We start from the raw sequence: 16,947 nt of genomic DNA, 5'->3' as shown, positions 1-16,947 counted from the left end.
ACACTCTCGTGCATGACGCCTTTTACAATTCAAACCCTTTTTCTGTTTTACAGCGCCCTGAGTTTTTTATCTGCAACCCTGATTGGCACATTATTTTGGAAACGCAACGATCAATCTGCAAAGCTCTGGCTTTGGGGCTGCCTGTTAACAGCAATTGCTACTGTAATCACGGTTAACCGAGGCAGTATTCCCCTAACCATTAGCTATAGCCTGATGGTTTCTATTGAGGCTCTTTCCGTTCTTTTGTTTAGTGAATCGTTAAAACGGTTGTCAATAACGAATTCAAAAATTAAGTTGAGCTGGCTGACATTTGCCATTCCAATCATTCTTTTTTCTGTTGTTGAACTTTGTAGGCAGATGGCCAATGGAGAAATAACCCCAGTCATATCTGCATCAACTACATTGACGTTCGCTATCGCAAATATCTTTTGTCTCTACCAGACAATGCGAGTCAAGAATGAATTTGAAAATAAAACTTTTTTCAATTTTTTAATTCTTGTTTTCGGGGTTGTTGCCGCCTTATATTTCATGCGAATTTTTATTATTCTGAGCGGCTATAGTGGGCACTCATTTGACACTAAAACACTCAATGTCATCGTATGGTTTGCGCTCTTTTTATTTGGATCCATTAGAAACCTTGCTTATATTGTGCTCCGACTGCATTTGGGATTTAACGAACATACTCGCTTAAATAGCATGAACTTGAGACTCTCCGATGTTTTAGAAGAGCGCAATGAAATGATTCTCTCTCTGCAAAAACTGAATAGATCGGCATCAATCAATGCCTTAGCTTCCACAATCTCGCACGAGATAAATCAGCCTTTAGGGGCATCAAGACTCAATGCACAATTTGCTGAAATGAAACTTCAGTCTGATCCAAGTAATGTTCCTCTCCTTAGGGGGCTTGTCAAAAACATATTGGACGATATTAATAGGGCCTCGACCATTGTTAAAAATCTGTCGCGACTCAGCTCCAATCAAAGCAGTAGCGTTACTTATGTCAATCTTGCTGAGTCAATTAATCAAGTTATTGAAATCTCCAAAGGAAAGTTACGATCCTCGAAAACTACTATTAATCTTGACTGCGCCAGCCACTATCAAATTAGTGTCAATATGAGCGAATGGCAACAGGTATTAATTAACTTAATCAATAATGCGATCCAGGCCCTGGATGAAGCTAATCCCGATCAAAAAAGAATCGAAATTAGCGTCAAACAAGAGAACCAGCTTCTAACGATTTTTATTGAAGACAATGGGCCTGGCATACAGGCTGGTCAAGAGTCGAAAATTTTTGACCTGATGTTTAGCAGTAAGGAAGCCGGCTCTGGTATTGGTCTTTGGCTCTCAAAAAATATCATCAATCGCTTCGATGGTGAAATTACCGCCCACAACGCTATCAACGGCGGAGCATGCTTTGTCATTCGATTGCCTATTACCTAAGCTGTCTTCATAAACAACTCATCGGCAAGCGGTCCAAATCAAATCACCACTCGAAGGTGGCTTGGTATTTCTTGGTGGCCCAAGGCAGAATTGACTAAAGACGAGCCTGCCACGTTTTGTGCCTAGGCTTAGGCGCGAACTGTTTTGTACTATGTTGTCACTTTAGATACAAAACATGGCATAGTCTCATAAGGCCATCTTTAACGATTTCACACAAGTTCATTCACTCTGATGTTGGTGCTGCCATGTACAGAATCCCACTTAAAACTATTTCGATCTTTTTTGCATTCATTCTGCCTGCATTTGCCCAGAGTCCAACACCCCTCCTATTCAATGATCTCAATACAGCGGCAAGAGAGTCTTACGCTGCGTCTCGAGCCCTTGCATTAAAGAGTGACCAACCCGTCTTTCTAGTGACGGATACCGTCACCCTGATTAGAGGTGAGGATTTGGGCTCTCTACCGTATACGCCAGCCCTTTATCAGTACTTAAAGTCTATTTCTCATCTGCCGCTAGGGGTCTACTCTGCTTCGATAGGACTACTTGAGAACCCAGCGGATAAACGCTGGATGGATCGGCTAAGGGTATTACGCACAGAGTTAAATAGTGCCCAGACAGATCTTCCAAAAACATCATTTACCGAGCAGCAAAGAGCCCGTCAGCAGAAAATCCTGTCCCTATCACGCACCTATCTCGATGCTATTTTGTTGCGCGGAAATACCGATATTGCGTCGATTAACCGTTACTCGCGCACGGTTGCACCACTTCTACTAGCCAATGCTGCGGATGCGGCAACTGTCCAGATTGAGGCCCTAGATCACGCTGTGCGCGAACTCAGTAAAAAACTGAAGCCGGGAGAGTTCGACAACGCGATTGCCGTTATTACCGGCCCAAAGACGCCCCGCGAGGGCAATCTGCAATTCCAATATTTTGTGTATGCATTTGGTGCTGGCTCTGCTGGCACGCGAGTACTTTACATGGAAAGCATTTTTGATCGAGAGGCAGCTCTAGGCGTTCTTAGAACTGTTCTAAATGACCGTGTGGCCAGCCAGGCATTTTTTGGAGAGACTTATCGGCTGGAACGCGACCTCATGGCCGATGGCGCCACCGTAGAATTGATGCGACGGTTCGGTCGCCTTGGCAATTAGCCAAGTTTACTCAGGAGATTCATTCACCCATATGAGTCGGCTACAAGCGTAACCGATTTGAGCGGCACGATGTCTCAAGTATTTTTCGGCATTGACCCCCAAGCCCAAAATGCTCAGCATATGGCTTGGCACTACTTTATTTTCTTCTGTGTGCGGCATCGAACCACCCACAGCAGGAATCAAAAATGAAGATTAAAAATTGATTCGCAGATGGCTGAATGCTTCACTTCATTAACCACATCTACCAGAAGGATTTGGCATTGCCCACAAACCCCCTACGAAAAGCCAATAAATAGCTCTATCAGGGCTATTTTCAATCATTTCATGGGAAGCGTATAGACGTCATAAAAAAATGATTAGCATCAGAATGAACCTATTTCCGCTGAATCAGTTAAGCTGAAATAGTCAAAGAAAATGATTTACTTTAAAGGAGATCACTATGGCATCAAAAGGCATATGCCCCGTCGCTCATGGAGCGAATACCGAATCTGGCAACACCCCAATGGCTTGGTGGCCGAAGTCACTCAATCTGGATATTCTGCACCAGCACGATACAAAAACAAATCCATTAGGGCCATCGTTTAGCTACCGAAAAGAATTAAAAAAGCTTGATGTCAAGGCACTTAAAAAAGATCTTAAAAAATTACTAACCACCAGTCAGGATTGGTGGCCAGCAGATTGGGGGCATTACGGCGGCTTAATGATCCGTATGGCTTGGCACTCCGCTGGTAGCTATCGTATTGCCGATGGACGGGGTGGGGCAGGAACAGGTAATCAACGCTTTGCGCCGCTTAATTCTTGGCCAGATAACGCCAACTTAGATAAAGCCCGTCGTCTCTTATGGCCCATCAAAAAGAAATATGGCAATAAGATTAGTTGGGCAGACCTCATGATTCTGGCGGGCACACTTGCCTATGAGTCCATGGGCCTTAAAACCTTTGGCTTTTCATTTGGACGCGAAGATATTTGGCATCCAGAAAAAGATATTTACTGGGGCTCCGAGAAAGAGTGGCTCCAAAAAAGTGGTGGCAAAGGAAGTCGCTACTCCGGTGAGCGGGACTTAGCCAACCCATTAGCCGCAGTCATGATGGGCCTCATCTATGTAAACCCAGAAGGCGTAGATGGGAAGCCTGATCCTTTAAAAACAGCCCACGATATTCGTGTGACATTTGCTCGCATGGCTATGAACGATGAAGAAACCGTTGCGCTGACTGCTGGCGGACATACCGTCGGTAAAGCCCACGGCAATGGCAATGCGGCAAACTTAGGCCCAGCGCCCGAGGCCGCGCCGCTTGAAGAACAAGGTCTTGGCTGGATGAACCACAAGACTCGGGGCATTGGCCGTGATACGGTTACCAGCGGCATTGAGGGTGCTTGGACAAGCAACCCAACTCAATGGGATAACGGCTACTTCAACTTATTACTCAATTACGACTGGGAGTTAACTAAGAGCCCAGCAGGGGCTTGGCAATATCAACCCATCAACATTAAAGAAAAAGATAAGCCTGTTGATGTGGAAGATCCTTCGATTCGCACTATGCCCATGATGACCGATGCTGATATGGCCATGAAAATGGATCCTGAATATCGCAAAATTTCGGAAAAGTTCAGCAAAGATCAAGCCTACTTTTCTGAAACATTTGCTAGGGCCTGGTTTAAGCTGACTCACCGCGATATGGGACCTAAAGCACGATACTTTGGGCCAGATGTACCCAAAGAGAATTTAATTTGGCAGGATCCGGTTCCAAAGGGCCCTAAAAAATATGACGTCAAAGTAGTGCGGGCCAAGCTGAAAGCCAGTAGCTTGTCGAATAGCGAGATGATTGCTACCGCCTGGGATAGCGCCCGCACTTATAGAGGATCAGATAAGCGCGGCGGTGCTAATGGTGCTCGCATCCGGTTGGCTCCGCAAAAAGATTGGGTTGGCAATGAGCCTAAGCGCTTATCTAAAGCACTCCGCATCTACGAAGGGATTGCCACAAAAACAGGTGCGAGTATTGCGGACATTATTGTTCTCGCGGGCAACCTTGGGATTGAACAATCGGCCAAAGCGGGTGGCTTTACGATCAAAGTGCCATTCACCCCGGGTCGTGGCGATGCCTCGCAGGCGATGACTGACATTGAATCGTTTGAGGTTTTGGAGCCCTTAGCCGATGGTTATCGTAATTGGTTAAAAGAAAACTATGTGGTCATGCCGGAAGAGTTACTACTCGATCGCACTCAATTAATGGGGCTGACAGCACAAGAGATGACAGTCTTAGTTGGTGGAATGCGAGTACTAGGAACAAATCATGGCGGAAGCAAGCATGGGGTATTTACAAATAAGGTGGGCGCACTAAGTAATGACTTTTTTGTCCATTTGACTGACATGAACTACATTTGGAAGCCGACTGGTCGTAATAGCTACGATATTGTTCATCGCGACACAGGCAAAGCTAAGTGGACAGCAACTCGAGCTGATTTAGTCTTTGGATCTAATTCAGTGCTTCGTGCTTACGCAGAGGTTTATGCGCAGGACGACAACAAAGAGAAGTTTGTAAATGATTTTGTTGCTGCATGGACTAAAGTGATGAACGCTGATATGTTTATTTAAGATTGCTGAGGATTACTTTTAAGAGGTAGCAATTGCTACCTCTTTTTTATTGAAAAGATTTTGACGTCAAAGCGGTCTAAGCACCTGACTATCTGAGTTAGCCCTTACTATTCAACCCTGCAGAATGAAGTATTGATTGTCGAATCTCCATTTGCTGAGATCACTGCTTTGAGCATTGCTAAGCGGTTTTTATTGTCATGGTCAGAAGTAAACCACCATACGCTACCGCCCTCCATATTGGTGTCTTTCTCAATATCACTATGAAGGATTGAATTAATCCGGCCTACAGTGGGCTGATGTCCAACAAAAATGGTGGTGATATCTGCCAATGGCCAGTTTGCATGCTTGAGAACAGCACTTCCTGTCGCGGTATCTTTCATATAGCCAAAATCATCGATGGGGTCGTAATGCTCGCTAAAAAAGGACGCAGTTTGGGACGCTCTTAAGGCCGAGCTTCCAAATACGCGGTAAGGTCCTGGGACATTTTTTTTAATCCATGCACCTATGTACTGAGCCTGTTGAATGCCCAAGGGGGTTAATGGTCGCAACTCATCTGGTTCACCGGGAGCGGCATCCGCATGTCTCCATACAAGAAAATTCATAAAGCTTCCTTGAAAAAGTAATTTGTTACAAAAGCATAAATGAAAAAACCACCCGAAGGTGGTTTTGGTATTTCTTGGTGGCCCGGGGCGGAATCGACCAGGGCTCAGGATACTTGATCCCGGTTTTACTTTTTTATGACGTCTCTATAGACTGGTATTTTTATTCAGTGTAAAGCTATGAAAATCTCCTATTCCAGTTCGACCAATATCTCTGCTGATCAAGCGATTGATTTATACATTAGATCGACACTTGGGGAAAGGCGCCCCATTCATAATCGCAAAGCATTTGAAAATATGTATAAACATGCCAATTTGATTATTTCAGCGTGGGATGACGATAAGTTAGTTGGGATCTCTAGAACATTGACAGATTTCTCATACGTGGCGTATCTATCGGACTTAGCGGTGGACGCTCAATACCAAAAGCAGGGGATTGGCAAAAGATTGATTCAAGAAACCAAAGCACACCTTGATCAAGACTGTATGTTGGTTTTGCTGGCCGCCCCAAAGGCACGAGAATATTATGGGCCGCTTGGTTTTGAACAGCACCCAAGCGCCTGGACTCTTAAGAAGGCTTGAAAAGAAAATAGCCCAACAAGTGGGCTATTGAGATTCTTGGTGGCCCGGGGCGGAATCGAACCACCGACACAAGGATTTTCAATCCTCTGCTCTACCGACTGAGCTACCAGGCCAAGTGTTTGAATTATAGCGGAACTGTTTTTAGGCTTAGAAAATTCAGATAACTCCGTCAACTCAGGTTGATTTGCTGGAAATCCTATCTAGCGGGGATGGCTGATCCTTGATTCCCCTGATTGTCAATGTGTTGGTGTTAACGCTCCTTGTCTGGCCCATACCCATGCTACCCTTGCTTTAATACATGAATCAAATTTAAGGAGGCGTCATGGATCTCACTCACTACCCCCGAATCCGCTGTGGTCACTGGCCTACACCGCTTGAGCCTATGCTGAACCTGTCCTCTGAGCTAGGCGGCCCTGCTCTTTGGGTTAAGCGCGATGACTGCACAGGACTTTCTACGGGCGGCAATAAAACGCGCAAGCTGGAATACCTGCTTGCTGATGCCCTTGCTAAGGGTGCTGATACAGTGATTACGCAAGGCGCGGTGCAATCAAACCATGCCCGCCAGACTGCTGCTCTGTGCGCCAAACTGAAGCTCACTTGCCATATCTTGCTGGAAGACCGCACGGGCTTTAAAGATGAAGCCTATCGACTGAGTGGCAACGTTTTGTTAGACCGCCTTCATGGTGCTAGCGTATCGTCAAGACCTGCTGGCGCAAACATGCAAACCGAAATGGAGTCTTTTGCCGAAACATTAAAAGCTGCTGGCAAAAAACCGTATGTGATTCCTGGCGGCGGCTCTAATCCGCTGGGCGCCCTAGGTTACGTCAATGCAGCGCTGGAGTTGACCTACCAGATGAATGAGATGGGACTGAAGGCCACTCACCTCGTGCTCGCAACCGGCAGCGCAGGTACTCATGCTGGACTCATTGCCGGACTCAAGATACTCAATAGCCCACTCAAAGTGATTGGTTTTGGCGTACGCGCGCCCAAAGAGAAACAAGAGCAAATGGTCTATGACCTTGCTTGCAAAACCGCTGCAATGCTTGGGCACGAAGGGGCAGTCCAGCGCGAAGATGTTTTTGCCGACTGCAACTATGTAGGGGCCGGCTACGGCTTACCCACCGAAGGTATGGTTGAGGCTGTAAAAATGCTTGCTGAAATAGAAGGTCTTTTGTTTGACCCCGTCTATACAGGCAAAGGGCTCTCCGGCTTAATTGATTGGGTTCGTCATGGCCGATTTACTAAAGACGACACAGTGATTTTTTTACACACCGGCGGTAGTGCCGCTTTGTTTGGCTATCCTGAAACGTTTGGACTAGAGGGCTACACAACGTAGAGCGGTTTTAGGCGGTAGTAATCTTGCCTGTTTTAGCTGCCTGCACGAGCTCTTCGTAATCCCGCTTATTTTGTTCGGCGTATTCCATAGCAAACAGACTGACTGCCTCATCAAAAACATCGGACTTTCCGAGGTAGCCAGAAATAAGCGCTGCATTGCCAGACTTGGCATGGGATCTTGCTAGTGCTTGCCCACAATAGACTGCATAGCGCTTTAGACGTGTTGGCGTAATGTCTTGGACTGAAAACGATACCTTCATATCCCTTAGTTGCCGCACATAAAAATCTTTCCCTTTGGGTCCGCGCATCCAGCCTAGAAAGACATCGCTCGATGACTGTGTTAATCGCTGACCAACCACCACGCGCTCACCATGCTGGTGATATTGACTTTTTCCAGCATAGGGCTCCAGCACGGAGTTGCGTGCCTCTTTGATCTGCAGCAAGAGGGGGTCGCCATCTGGGGTCATGAATAGAGCAACAAAACAGCGCGTGCCCACACTACCAATTCCGACTACCTTAACCACAATGTCTTTGAGTTGATAGCGATCCAGCAGCACTTTGCGGTCATGCGAGAGGGAGGCGCGATAACTCTCAACTGCAGTTTTACCGATCTTTTCTATCCACCGATCATCCAAATGGTAAATCAGCGGCGGATTATCGATTAAGCGCTTATCGCCATTGACCTCGGTCGTAATTTTTGGAAAAAGGTATTCGGCAACTTGCTTCTCTGCTTTTTTGATTAGGCTTTCACGATGCAATCTGCTTGATTTATTGGGTGCCTCTTTCGCAAATTTAGCCAAGTCGAGGTGTCCGTACCAAACCTCTAATGGGCTTTGCTTGGAATACGCGCGCATATTTTCACGGTAAGACTGAGCGCATATCTTTGCGATGCGCTGTGCGCTTGATTTACTAAGCTGACTGTCTTCTGCCGCCACCACAAAACTAGTGGCTAGGCGCTTTACATCCCACTCCCAGGGGGCAGGCAGGGTTTCATCAAAGTCATTGATATCAAATACGAGTTTGCGTTCGGGCGTTGCATACGCGCCAAAATTGAGTAAATGGCAATCGCCACAGGCTTGTACATAAATCCCGCTGCTAGGAGTTCTCGATAAATCATCTGCCATCAATGCAGCAGAGCCCCTCAAAAAACTAAACGGGCTTGTTAGCATTCGGCTGTAGCGTATCGGAATGAGATCTTCAAGCCGATCATGGTTGGATTTTTCTAAAACCGCAATGGAACTAAACCGCTTTGGGCGAGGCGGAAGAATGCGCTGGTCTTGTAAGGGGCTGGCATCTCGGAGAGCTTTGCCCTGCAACATGGCCGAAGCCCGATCCAGTAAGTCGAGCCGCTTCGGATTGGTTTTACTCATCTTTAGTATTTATTGCCCATAAGATCAATGCTGCCGATCATTATTGGCAGTCTAATCAGTTCGGTTATCCGAGTAAATAACTTTATATCCAACGGGCAATTAATGGCATCGCCCCAATCTATCCATGAATTGAGGGTGGTTTCTTTGCAGCGCGCCTTGTTGTAAGCGCCTCCAAAAACAAGGTGAATCACGCCCCCCACTTTTGATACAGTGGATTCTTTACTTCACTCTTGGCTCCGCATGTACTGGTTATCTCTCCTATTGGCAGGTGTTTGTGAAATTGGCTGGCCACTTGGCCTAAAGCTATCGAGCAACCCGAATATGAAAATCGCGGGGCTGGCTTTGGCTGGCACTAGCATGGCACTCAGCGGATTCTTACTTTGGTATTCATTAAAAGGCATTCCGATTGGTACGGCGTATGCCGTATGGACCTCGATTGGGGCCGTTGGCACCTTTGCGATTGGTGTATTGGTTTTTGGTGACCCGAATATTCCAATCCGCTGGCTTGGCGCCGCCTTGATCATTCTTGGCGTCATTTTGCTGAAAGTGGGCTGATGTTGCGCGCTGGTCACCCTCGTCTTTTTTGGAATAGCCTCTTTTGGTCACTTGTCGTATATTGAGTTACCCCATTATTTTTCTGTGCCATGCCAAAACTCATTTATAAGCTGCCTAACTTACTCATCATTTTGCTGTGCATTGCGATGATCAATCTGCTGGCGCACGTCATGCCATCGATAGTTAAGAGTCTATTTCTTATTCATCCAACGGAAGAAACAGTCAAGATTGCGCAGTCTTTATTTGCATTACTGGGTGCAACCATCGGGATGTTTATTGGGTTTTTATTGAACCAGGCCCAAAGCAACTTTCAAGCGGCTTCTGCATTGGTTGCAGCGGAGGCTAGTCAAATTAATAATCTAGATCGACTACTGCTGCGCTTTGGTGACGCCTATTCCCTGGAGATCCGCGCCAAATTAAAGCTGTATATCGAGTCTATTATTCAAAATGAGTGGCCCGAGCTGAGATTAGAGCAGGGCTCTCAACAAACGCACTTGCTCTGGCGCACGATATCGCAAATGCTGTTTAAGCTAGAGCCGGTGACCCCCAAGCAAATTGCCATCTACTCCGATATTTTGGATGTAGCAGAGAACGTTTCGGAGTCACGCGAAATACGGATTGATCGTTCTACGCAAAAGCTTCCCGCCATCTTCTGGATTTCAATCTTATTTATATTTATTGCCATCAGCAGTATTACATCGCTAGTTATGCCAGGCAATGAACTCAATTTTGCTATTACAGTTTTTCCAATTATTTATGGATCAATGCTGGGCTTGTTAATTATTTTTGATCAGCCATTTAAGGGAAGTACTTCGGTTAAATCAACGGCACTGAAAAAAGTATTTGCCTCTATTGAGACGCGCACGGAATAGCGGCACACCCCCTTGGGAGAGCACCATCGTATTAAGCCGCTCAAACCAATCAATTCTGAGTTTATTCTTGGTTGCCCAGATTGCTCTAGTCTAGGCTTGCTATTTGCAGGGCCAGCTCCTCGGCTTGCTTTGAAATAGCGCTAGCAGCAATAACATCGCCCAAACTGCCCATCGTAGCTGGGCCCAGCATCCATAAATTGTTCCAGGCTTGCAGATTTGGCTTAATGACATTGAGTTTTGTGTTGACACCAACAGCATGACCTAGGGGGTCTGGAAGCGCAATTGAATCTGCGACTAATCTATCTAAAAATACATCTCTTCCAACGCCAGTGCAGTTCACAATCCGATCAGCTTGAATGCCTTGACCATTATTCAGTTGAACCATTATCGCGCCCTCAGAGCACTCGACTTGCTTTGCCCGCCCTACGGCAAACTGGACTTGATGATTTGCCCTCAGCTGTTCATAGGCTTTGATTGTTTGTGGAGAGGCACGAAACCGATACAAAGACCAAGCCCACCCCAGTCGCTTGAATAGGATTTGCCGTTGATGCGGTGTCAATTGCTGCCAAATCGTATTGAGATTGGGTCTTAACTCTTCCCAGGCGCACTGCCACTCTGAACTGGTTGTAGGCGCAGATGGCAGGTATTGGCGCATAAAGCGCAGCAGCTTGGCCGGGCTTAATTTTTCGGGCCAGTTCGGCTGCTTTTGTCTGGTCCATTGCGCCTGTGTCGGGGGGAATACTGATCTTGGTCCCACTATCGTAATCGGGCCGCGATGCCCTTGCGTTGCTAGTGCGTAGATTGCATCCAATGCAGTGAGGCCTCCGCCAAGCAACACAACATGCTCTTCTGCGCCAATGGCAGCAAGGTACTGTCCGGTCCATGGGTTTTCTATTAACCTCGAAGCGGCGTGCTCTCCTGGGCCAGCCTTTATGGCACACGGCCACGTTGGCGGTGAATTGCCAGTTGCAATAATCACCCTCTCAGAGTGGATGCAATGCCCATCAGTAGTGTCGAGCCTCCACAAGCCATCGTGCACTTGGTTTAAGCGCGATACTTTACTAGGGATTCGCTGAATTTGATCGAACCCTACTTCTGCGGCAACGAGCTCAGAAACGTAGCGCCCAAAATCGGCGCGACGATAAAAATTGCCCGCACTTGTTTTTGCTTCTGAGTCATCGATGTTTGTTTTGGCCCAGCGCGCAAAATGCAATGGATCGTCTGAAAAAACAATGGGCAAATCTTCGCGCACATTGAGCCGAAAAGATGGGCTTTCACAACCGTAAGCATGGCCTTTACCTAAGGGGCCGGGGCCGATGATGGTGAACGAGTCTGCCGCGATGCCTTTACGCAAGAGATGAATGGCCGTTACTGCAGCGGCAAAGCCATCGCCAATAATGACTAGCTTACTTTTGTCATGCATTATTTTTAGAGCAGCCTTGCTTGCATTCCATGCTGAGTAGGTCGCCTTTGCCAGCCGACTGAATTAAATTGATTTACTGCTTAACTGGCGCAGACTCTGGTACTACTTCGCCTTTGCTTTTGGTAGCGTCCACACCCAGCGCCTTGAGTTTGCGGTACAGGTGCGTACGCTCTAGCCCCGTGTATTCAGAAATGCGAGTCATGCTTCCGCCCATGATTTGCATCTGATGCTCAAAATAGGCTTTTTCAAATAGGTCTCGCGCCTCGCGCAAAGGCAAATCAAAATACATCTTCGCGATACCACTAATGTACTCGCCTGACGGCGGGACCACTACTGCAGCTATCGGCTTTACTTCAGCGGCAGGCCTTGACGAGGGCGGCATCACTGCTGCCTCTTCGATTTGTACTTGTTTGGGCGCACTTTCCAGCGCCTTATTTACTGTCTTGAGCAGCTTTTGAAGGGCAATGGGTTTTTCTAAAAAGTTAAGGGCACCAATCCGGGTTGCCTCCACTGCAGTATCAATCGTGGCATGGCCCGACATCATCACCACTGGCATAGTGAGCTGCCCGCTATTGGACCATTCCTTTAGCAGAGTAATGCCGTCGGTATCGGGCATCCAAATATCCAAGAGAACCAAATCGGGCCGCATTTGCTCGCGCACTGTTCGTGCTTGTATCGCACTTTCTGCTGCATAGACGGTATGGCCCTCATCCGTCAGAATCTCATTGAGAAGCTCACGAATTCCCATTTCATCGTCGACCACCAAGATGCTAGCCATGACTAAACTGCCTCTTTCGCTAGATTCATAAACAAAATAGACACTTGTGCCCCCACTACGACGTCCCCTTGCATTCGATTCCGAATCTCAATTTTTGCACCATGATCATCCACAATTTTCTTCACCACTGCTAAGCCCAAGCCCGTGCCTTTGGTTTTTGTTGTGACGTACGGCTCAAACGCTCTTGCTAGTATCTTAGCCGGAAATCCCGCCCCCGAGTCAGTAATGCTAAATCGCACCGCTTTTTGCATCACACCATTGGCCTGTTTATAGGGCACTGCTTCAGTTGTAATCGCAACTGACGCCCCTGTGCGTTGCCCTTCCAAGGTAGAGTCTTGTGCGTTCTGCAAGAGATTATGAATTACTTGGCGCAATTGCGTGGGATCGCCCAAGATATCGGGGCAGGCTGAATCGAGCGACACCTCCATAGGGCTGCCCTCATACAGCACCAGAATTTCTTGTATTAACTGATTAATCGAAACCGCGCGGAGCTGTGGCGCCGGCGTCTTTGCAAAATCCCGAAAATCATTCACCATCTGCTTCATCGCCTCTACTTGACCAATGATGGTGGCGGTACTCCGATTCATCATGTCTTCCTGCTCGGGGCTTACCTTCCCTGCCAATTTTTGCTGCAGACGCTCAGCAGACAGCTGTATTGGGGTCAGCGGATTTTTAATCTCGTGGGCTAGGCGGCGCGCAACTTCACTCCAGGCAATCGAGCGCTGTGCCGTAACCACATCGGTGATGTCATCAAACACAATCATATTGAGCCCTGGAGCGAGCTCTGTTCCGCGCACAAAAATAGTGACGCCAAGCTCTTGGTCAAACTCACTACTAGCATGCAGCTGAATTTGCTTTTGCCATACCCGAGCACTTGTCTGATCTAGGCCCTTTGTGGCGGGTAGGTCATCGCCCACTCGCGGCCCTACCGTCATTTGCATGGCAGCAAACCCCTCTTTTACCGCCGTCTCAAATTCAGCTAAAGCAGGAATTTGGCTCAGCGCTTTGCCCGTGAGCTGAGTGAGGTCATGCCTAAAAATGGCATCGGCGCCGGCATTACTCGAAACCAGCTTAAAGGCATCGTCAAAGATACATACACCAGCGGTCAGGTTGCTTAATACTGTCTCTAGAAATGATTTTGATTCCTGCAGCGACGTGCGAGTATCCGCCAGCTGCCGCGTCATGACATTAAATTGACGCGTCAACATGCCCAGCTCATCGCCCGTATCTAGTTCGGGCTTGGGTGAAAGATCGCCTTGCGCCACCGCCTGCGTTCCGCGCAGCAGCATGAGCAATGGGCGGGCCAGCTGCCTGCCCAGCAAAAGAGCCAAGGTAACCGCCACAAATAAAGCAAAAAAGAGGGTGAGGGTGAGCGTGCCAATGTACATTTGGCGCAGGCCCGTTCGGCCCAGGGATTTTTCTTGGTAATCGCTATACGCTGCCTGTACAGCGAGCGTATTTTTTGTAATTTCGTCCGGAACTCGCTTAATCAGCTGCAAATACCAGAGCTCGCGTTGATACTGCAGGCTAAGCCCAAAACCTTGGCCGCTAGACTTTTCTTTGACGAGCGGAATAACTGCTTTTAATCGATAGTCCTGAGTGCCCTGCAGCTCTTCTATAAAGCCAACGCCATTTACCTTGTTCGCTTGACTCATGATCTCTGCGCTAGGCGCCACTGCCACGCTCGAGGTCACGCCGGATGATGCCGTGGCAACCACGGCCTGACGGGCATTGAAAATGGTAATTTCTTGAATGCCAAACTGATCACGCATACGAGAGAGCAAGAGCGTGAGCTCTGCTGGGCTGGCTTGATTTGGAATGCGCTGCAGTTGATCGGCCACAATACGGCCCTCATCTTGTAATTCTTGCAAGGAGGTGCTTAAGGTAGCGCGCCCCAGCTCGAGACCGGCCTCTAGAGCTGACTCCACCTTCACGTCAAACCAAGTATCAATACTACGTGAGACGAACTGCAAGGAGACGCCATACAGGATGAGGCCCGGGACCACCCCTACCAAACCAAAAATCATCGCCAGCTTGGCAATTAAGCGCGTACCAAAGCGGCCTTTTTTCCAGCGTATGGTGATCACCACCACCAAAGTCACGATAACCAGCAGCAAACAAATACCAACCACCACGTTGGCAGCGTAAAGCCAGATAAAGTAATTATCGAAAAAGCTTGTGTTTGAAGTCGCTGTGGATAGCAACACTAACAAGGCAAGTGCAAAGATGCCGGTGGCGGCAGTTGCTATCGGTAGTGCGCGACGCTTCCAAGCGGGCCGATCAAAACGAAGTAAGCTCATGTGATGATGCTCACTCTTGGCGCTTTAGTACAGATTGCGCATCGGGTGTAAACGTAAAGCGAGTCCAATCGCTAGAAACGTTCCATGTTTTATTGTTGAGGGCGTTGACTTGGAACGGCTTGGGCAACTTACTCAAATCAAGGCTCATGCGCAGGGCCGCAGAATACGGCTTGCTGGGATCCAGGCCCGGCCCATCAATGACGCGCCAGCCACCAATGCTTCCAACTACTTGTAATGCCTCTGCAATGGTTTGCGCTGTAAATGTTAGGCCGCCAGAAGCAATCCGAAACTGCTTAGTTAAGGGTTGATAGGAGAGCCGCGTTTGCCGAACAGCCAAAACGGGCCGCTCATCAAACCAATACCACCGTGATCGGGTTAACTCAAATTCGGTTTGAAAGTGCAGCACCACTCCTTTTTGAATGGCATCTTCGAGCCCGGGGGATAGCTCAATCTGAAAGCCTGCATTTAAAAACCACTCGGACTCAACCCGCTCAAGCTCAAAAAACTTAACCTTAATGCCCTCTGCGTTTGCGGCAGGCGCCAGCACAGCGCCTATCAGCACAATGACCGATAAAAGGAGTTGCTTAAAGCGCTGGGTCATGGCCCATTCTTTTTAAAGAGAGCATAGTAAAAACCGTCGTGCAGGTGGCCGGGCAATATTTGGCCGGGCGCATCTAATCGTAACGCATTCTGGCGTCCCGCCATAAACCATTCTGCCTGGTCTTTGCCCTCTTCTGGAAAAATAGAACAGGTGATATAAAGCAACAAGCCGCCGTCCTTTAGAGCCTGCCAGCCGGCCTCCAACAGAGCACGCTGGCGCCCTTGCAGCTCAGCAATATCATCCGCGCGGCGCAAAAAAGGAATGTCGGGATGCCGACTCACAATCCCAGAAGCAGAACATGGTGCATCAATCAGTATTTTGTCAAAGGGCTGCTTATCCCACCAGTCGAGTGAGGCAGCGTTGGCAGCGATGCACTCGACGCTTTGCCCGGGCACAGCACTCAGCTTCAAGCGGCCAAAGGTCTCGCTCACGCGCTTTAATCGCTCTCGATCTACATCAATCGCCACTAGATTGATATCAGCACACTCCAGCATATGAGCAGCCTTACCGCCCGGTGCCGCACACATATCAAGAACACGCTCGCCCGAGGTCGGATCCAAGAGCGTAGCTGCAAGCTGCGCCCCCGCATCCTGAACCGAAACTAGGCCATCAAAAAATCCGGGGATACTTGCGACCGGTACTGGCTCTTTGATAAGCAAAGCAGCATCTAGTCCGACATTGGCAACTTGCTCTATTACTTCGGCCTCAATCTGCGCGGCCTGCAATACAGCGGCGTAATCCGCAAGAGAAATTGCGCGGCGATTAACGCGCAGGGTTAGGGGTGGGCGCTGCGATTGTTGCAAGCAAATGGATTGCCAGCTCTTTGGGTAATTTTTTCTTAAATTAGCAATCCACCAGGGCGGAAAGTAAGACTCACCCACGCTATTGTGGTCTGGGCGTTTTACACCTTGCGCATCCAAGGCGGTGCTGACTTTTCGCAGCACGGCATTCATCAAGCCTTTGGCATACAGTGTTTCATCGTATTCACCACACGCCTTCACGGACTCGTTGACGATGGTATGGGTTGCATAGCCTTTCTTAGCCACATCAGTCCGATCCAGCAGGAGCGTGATAGCCACTGCTAGCACATGCTCCACTGGCTTGCTTGGTGGCTTTGGCACGAACTCTTTAATTAACGCATGTGAACGGGTCCAGCGCCGAAATGTGTCAAACGTAATGCTTTGAACGATGGGCCGCTCTTGCGGCTCGAGCTCTTCTAGCACCTGAGTCAAGGACCTGCCCGACATGACTTCGCCTATCGCCTGCGCTGCAATCGTGATCGCTTGCGATAAGGGCAGGTTCTGGGGCGGCGCTTTTGATGACATCACCACTTCCTTTTTTTTATCCACGG

At 48.3% G+C, this 16,947-nt stretch carries 14 protein-coding genes and 1 tRNA gene; 7 read left to right on the top strand and 8 right to left on the bottom strand.

Annotated features, from left to right (window positions below; genetic code table 11):
* The first annotated feature begins 12 nt into the window (after positions 1 to 12).
* The 3 genes from Q8M75_RS03010 (at position 13) to katG (ending at position 5,181) form a co-directional block, all read left to right on the top strand.
* A complete protein-coding gene (locus tag Q8M75_RS03010; protein WP_305486051.1) occupies positions 13 to 1,440 on the top strand; it encodes a sensor histidine kinase in 1,428 nt (475 codons plus the stop codon).
* 245 nt (positions 1,441 to 1,685) lie between these two features.
* Positions 1,686 to 2,588, top strand: coding sequence for a hypothetical protein (locus tag Q8M75_RS03005; RefSeq protein ID WP_305486050.1), 903 nt, complete (start codon positions 1,686 to 1,688; stop codon positions 2,586 to 2,588).
* 439 nt (positions 2,589 to 3,027) lie between these two features.
* A complete protein-coding gene (gene katG, locus Q8M75_RS03000; RefSeq protein WP_305486049.1) occupies positions 3,028 to 5,181 on the top strand; it encodes a catalase/peroxidase HPI in 2,154 nt (717 codons plus the stop codon).
* A gap of 107 nt (positions 5,182 to 5,288) precedes the next feature.
* On the opposite strand, the gene Q8M75_RS02995 is transcribed toward katG, so the two are convergent.
* Positions 5,289 to 5,783, bottom strand: a complete 495-nt coding sequence (locus tag Q8M75_RS02995; RefSeq protein ID WP_305486048.1) for a histidine phosphatase family protein — start codon at positions 5,781 to 5,783, stop codon at positions 5,289 to 5,291.
* Positions 5,784 to 5,960: 177 nt separating this feature from the next.
* Here Q8M75_RS02995 and Q8M75_RS02990 point away from each other — a divergent pair, with 177 nt between their 5' ends.
* On the top strand, positions 5,961 to 6,362 hold the full coding sequence (locus Q8M75_RS02990; protein WP_305486047.1) for a GNAT family N-acetyltransferase: 402 nt from the start codon (positions 5,961 to 5,963) through the stop codon (positions 6,360 to 6,362).
* A 37-nt stretch (positions 6,363 to 6,399) separates the two neighbouring features.
* Here the strand turns inward: Q8M75_RS02990 and Q8M75_RS02985 are convergent.
* Positions 6,400 to 6,475: transfer RNA gene (locus Q8M75_RS02985), tRNA-Phe, on the bottom strand.
* Positions 6,476 to 6,684: 209 nt separating this feature from the next.
* On the opposite strand from Q8M75_RS02985, the gene Q8M75_RS02980 reads away from it, so the two are divergent.
* A complete protein-coding gene (locus Q8M75_RS02980) occupies positions 6,685 to 7,698 on the top strand; it encodes a D-cysteine desulfhydrase (protein ID WP_305486046.1) in 1,014 nt (337 codons plus the stop codon).
* Between the two features lie 7 nt (positions 7,699 to 7,705).
* On the opposite strand, the gene Q8M75_RS02975 is transcribed toward Q8M75_RS02980, so the two are convergent.
* Complete coding sequence (locus Q8M75_RS02975; protein WP_305486045.1) at positions 7,706 to 9,067, bottom strand: DUF2252 domain-containing protein; 1,362 nt, start codon at positions 9,065 to 9,067, stop codon at positions 7,706 to 7,708.
* 240 nt (positions 9,068 to 9,307) lie between these two features.
* Here Q8M75_RS02975 and Q8M75_RS02970 point away from each other — a divergent pair, with 240 nt between their 5' ends.
* Positions 9,308 to 9,622, top strand: a complete 315-nt coding sequence (locus tag Q8M75_RS02970; protein ID WP_305486044.1) for a multidrug efflux SMR transporter — start codon at positions 9,308 to 9,310, stop codon at positions 9,620 to 9,622.
* A gap of 89 nt (positions 9,623 to 9,711) precedes the next feature.
* Positions 9,712 to 10,494, top strand: a complete 783-nt coding sequence (locus Q8M75_RS02965) for a DUF4239 domain-containing protein (RefSeq protein WP_305486042.1) — start codon at positions 9,712 to 9,714, stop codon at positions 10,492 to 10,494.
* A gap of 85 nt (positions 10,495 to 10,579) precedes the next feature.
* Here Q8M75_RS02965 and Q8M75_RS02960 read toward each other — a convergent pair whose 3' ends face one another.
* From Q8M75_RS02960 to rsmB, 5 genes are all read right to left on the bottom strand, one after another.
* Positions 10,580 to 11,917 (bottom strand): FAD/NAD(P)-binding protein, encoded by a 1,338-nt coding sequence (locus tag Q8M75_RS02960; protein ID WP_305486041.1) that lies wholly within the window; start codon positions 11,915 to 11,917, stop codon positions 10,580 to 10,582.
* A 73-nt stretch (positions 11,918 to 11,990) separates the two neighbouring features.
* A complete protein-coding gene (locus tag Q8M75_RS02955; RefSeq protein WP_305486040.1) occupies positions 11,991 to 12,695 on the bottom strand; it encodes a response regulator in 705 nt (234 codons plus the stop codon).
* A 2-nt stretch (positions 12,696 to 12,697) separates the two neighbouring features.
* Positions 12,698 to 14,995, bottom strand: a complete 2,298-nt coding sequence (locus tag Q8M75_RS02950) for an ATP-binding protein (protein WP_305486039.1) — start codon at positions 14,993 to 14,995, stop codon at positions 12,698 to 12,700.
* Positions 14,996 to 15,005: 10 nt separating this feature from the next.
* Entirely contained in the window at positions 15,006 to 15,596 is a 591-nt protein-coding gene (locus Q8M75_RS02945) for a DUF4390 domain-containing protein (RefSeq protein ID WP_305486037.1), read from the bottom strand.
* Complete coding sequence (gene rsmB, locus Q8M75_RS02940) at positions 15,593 to 16,945, bottom strand: 16S rRNA (cytosine(967)-C(5))-methyltransferase RsmB (protein WP_305486035.1); 1,353 nt, start codon at positions 16,943 to 16,945, stop codon at positions 15,593 to 15,595. The genes Q8M75_RS02945 and rsmB overlap by 4 nt, the downstream gene beginning before the upstream one ends.
* Positions 16,946 to 16,947 lie beyond the last annotated feature (2 nt).

It is taken from the genome of Polynucleobacter sp., from assembly GCF_030693775.1.
Lineage (GTDB): Bacteria > Pseudomonadota > Gammaproteobacteria > Burkholderiales > Burkholderiaceae > Polynucleobacter.
This window is presented reverse-complemented; position numbering and strand designations above follow the sequence as displayed.

Excerpts from the sequence above, each read along its gene's own strand:
- Q8M75_RS03010 (WP_305486051.1), top strand. The coding sequence starts at position 13 with ATGACGCCTTTTACAATTCAAACCCTTTTTCTGTTTTACAGCGCCCTG.
- Q8M75_RS03005 (WP_305486050.1), top strand. The coding sequence starts at position 1,686 with ATGTACAGAATCCCACTTAAAACTATTTCGATCTTTTTTGCATTCATT.
- katG (WP_305486049.1), top strand. The coding sequence starts at position 3,028 with ATGGCATCAAAAGGCATATGCCCCGTCGCTCATGGAGCGAATACCGAA.
- Q8M75_RS02995 (WP_305486048.1), bottom strand. The coding sequence starts at position 5,783 with ATGAATTTTCTTGTATGGAGACATGCGGATGCCGCTCCCGGTGAACCA.
- Q8M75_RS02990 (WP_305486047.1), top strand. The coding sequence starts at position 5,961 with ATGAAAATCTCCTATTCCAGTTCGACCAATATCTCTGCTGATCAAGCG.
- Q8M75_RS02980 (WP_305486046.1), top strand. The coding sequence starts at position 6,685 with ATGGATCTCACTCACTACCCCCGAATCCGCTGTGGTCACTGGCCTACA.
- Q8M75_RS02975 (WP_305486045.1), bottom strand. The coding sequence starts at position 9,067 with ATGAGTAAAACCAATCCGAAGCGGCTCGACTTACTGGATCGGGCTTCG.
- Q8M75_RS02970 (WP_305486044.1), top strand. The coding sequence starts at position 9,308 with ATGTACTGGTTATCTCTCCTATTGGCAGGTGTTTGTGAAATTGGCTGG.
- Q8M75_RS02965 (WP_305486042.1), top strand. The coding sequence starts at position 9,712 with ATGCCAAAACTCATTTATAAGCTGCCTAACTTACTCATCATTTTGCTG.
- Q8M75_RS02960 (WP_305486041.1), bottom strand. The coding sequence starts at position 11,917 with ATGCATGACAAAAGTAAGCTAGTCATTATTGGCGATGGCTTTGCCGCT.
- Q8M75_RS02955 (WP_305486040.1), bottom strand. The coding sequence starts at position 12,695 with ATGGCTAGCATCTTGGTGGTCGACGATGAAATGGGAATTCGTGAGCTT.
- Q8M75_RS02950 (WP_305486039.1), bottom strand. The coding sequence starts at position 14,995 with ATGAGCTTACTTCGTTTTGATCGGCCCGCTTGGAAGCGTCGCGCACTA.
- Q8M75_RS02945 (WP_305486037.1), bottom strand. The coding sequence starts at position 15,596 with ATGACCCAGCGCTTTAAGCAACTCCTTTTATCGGTCATTGTGCTGATA.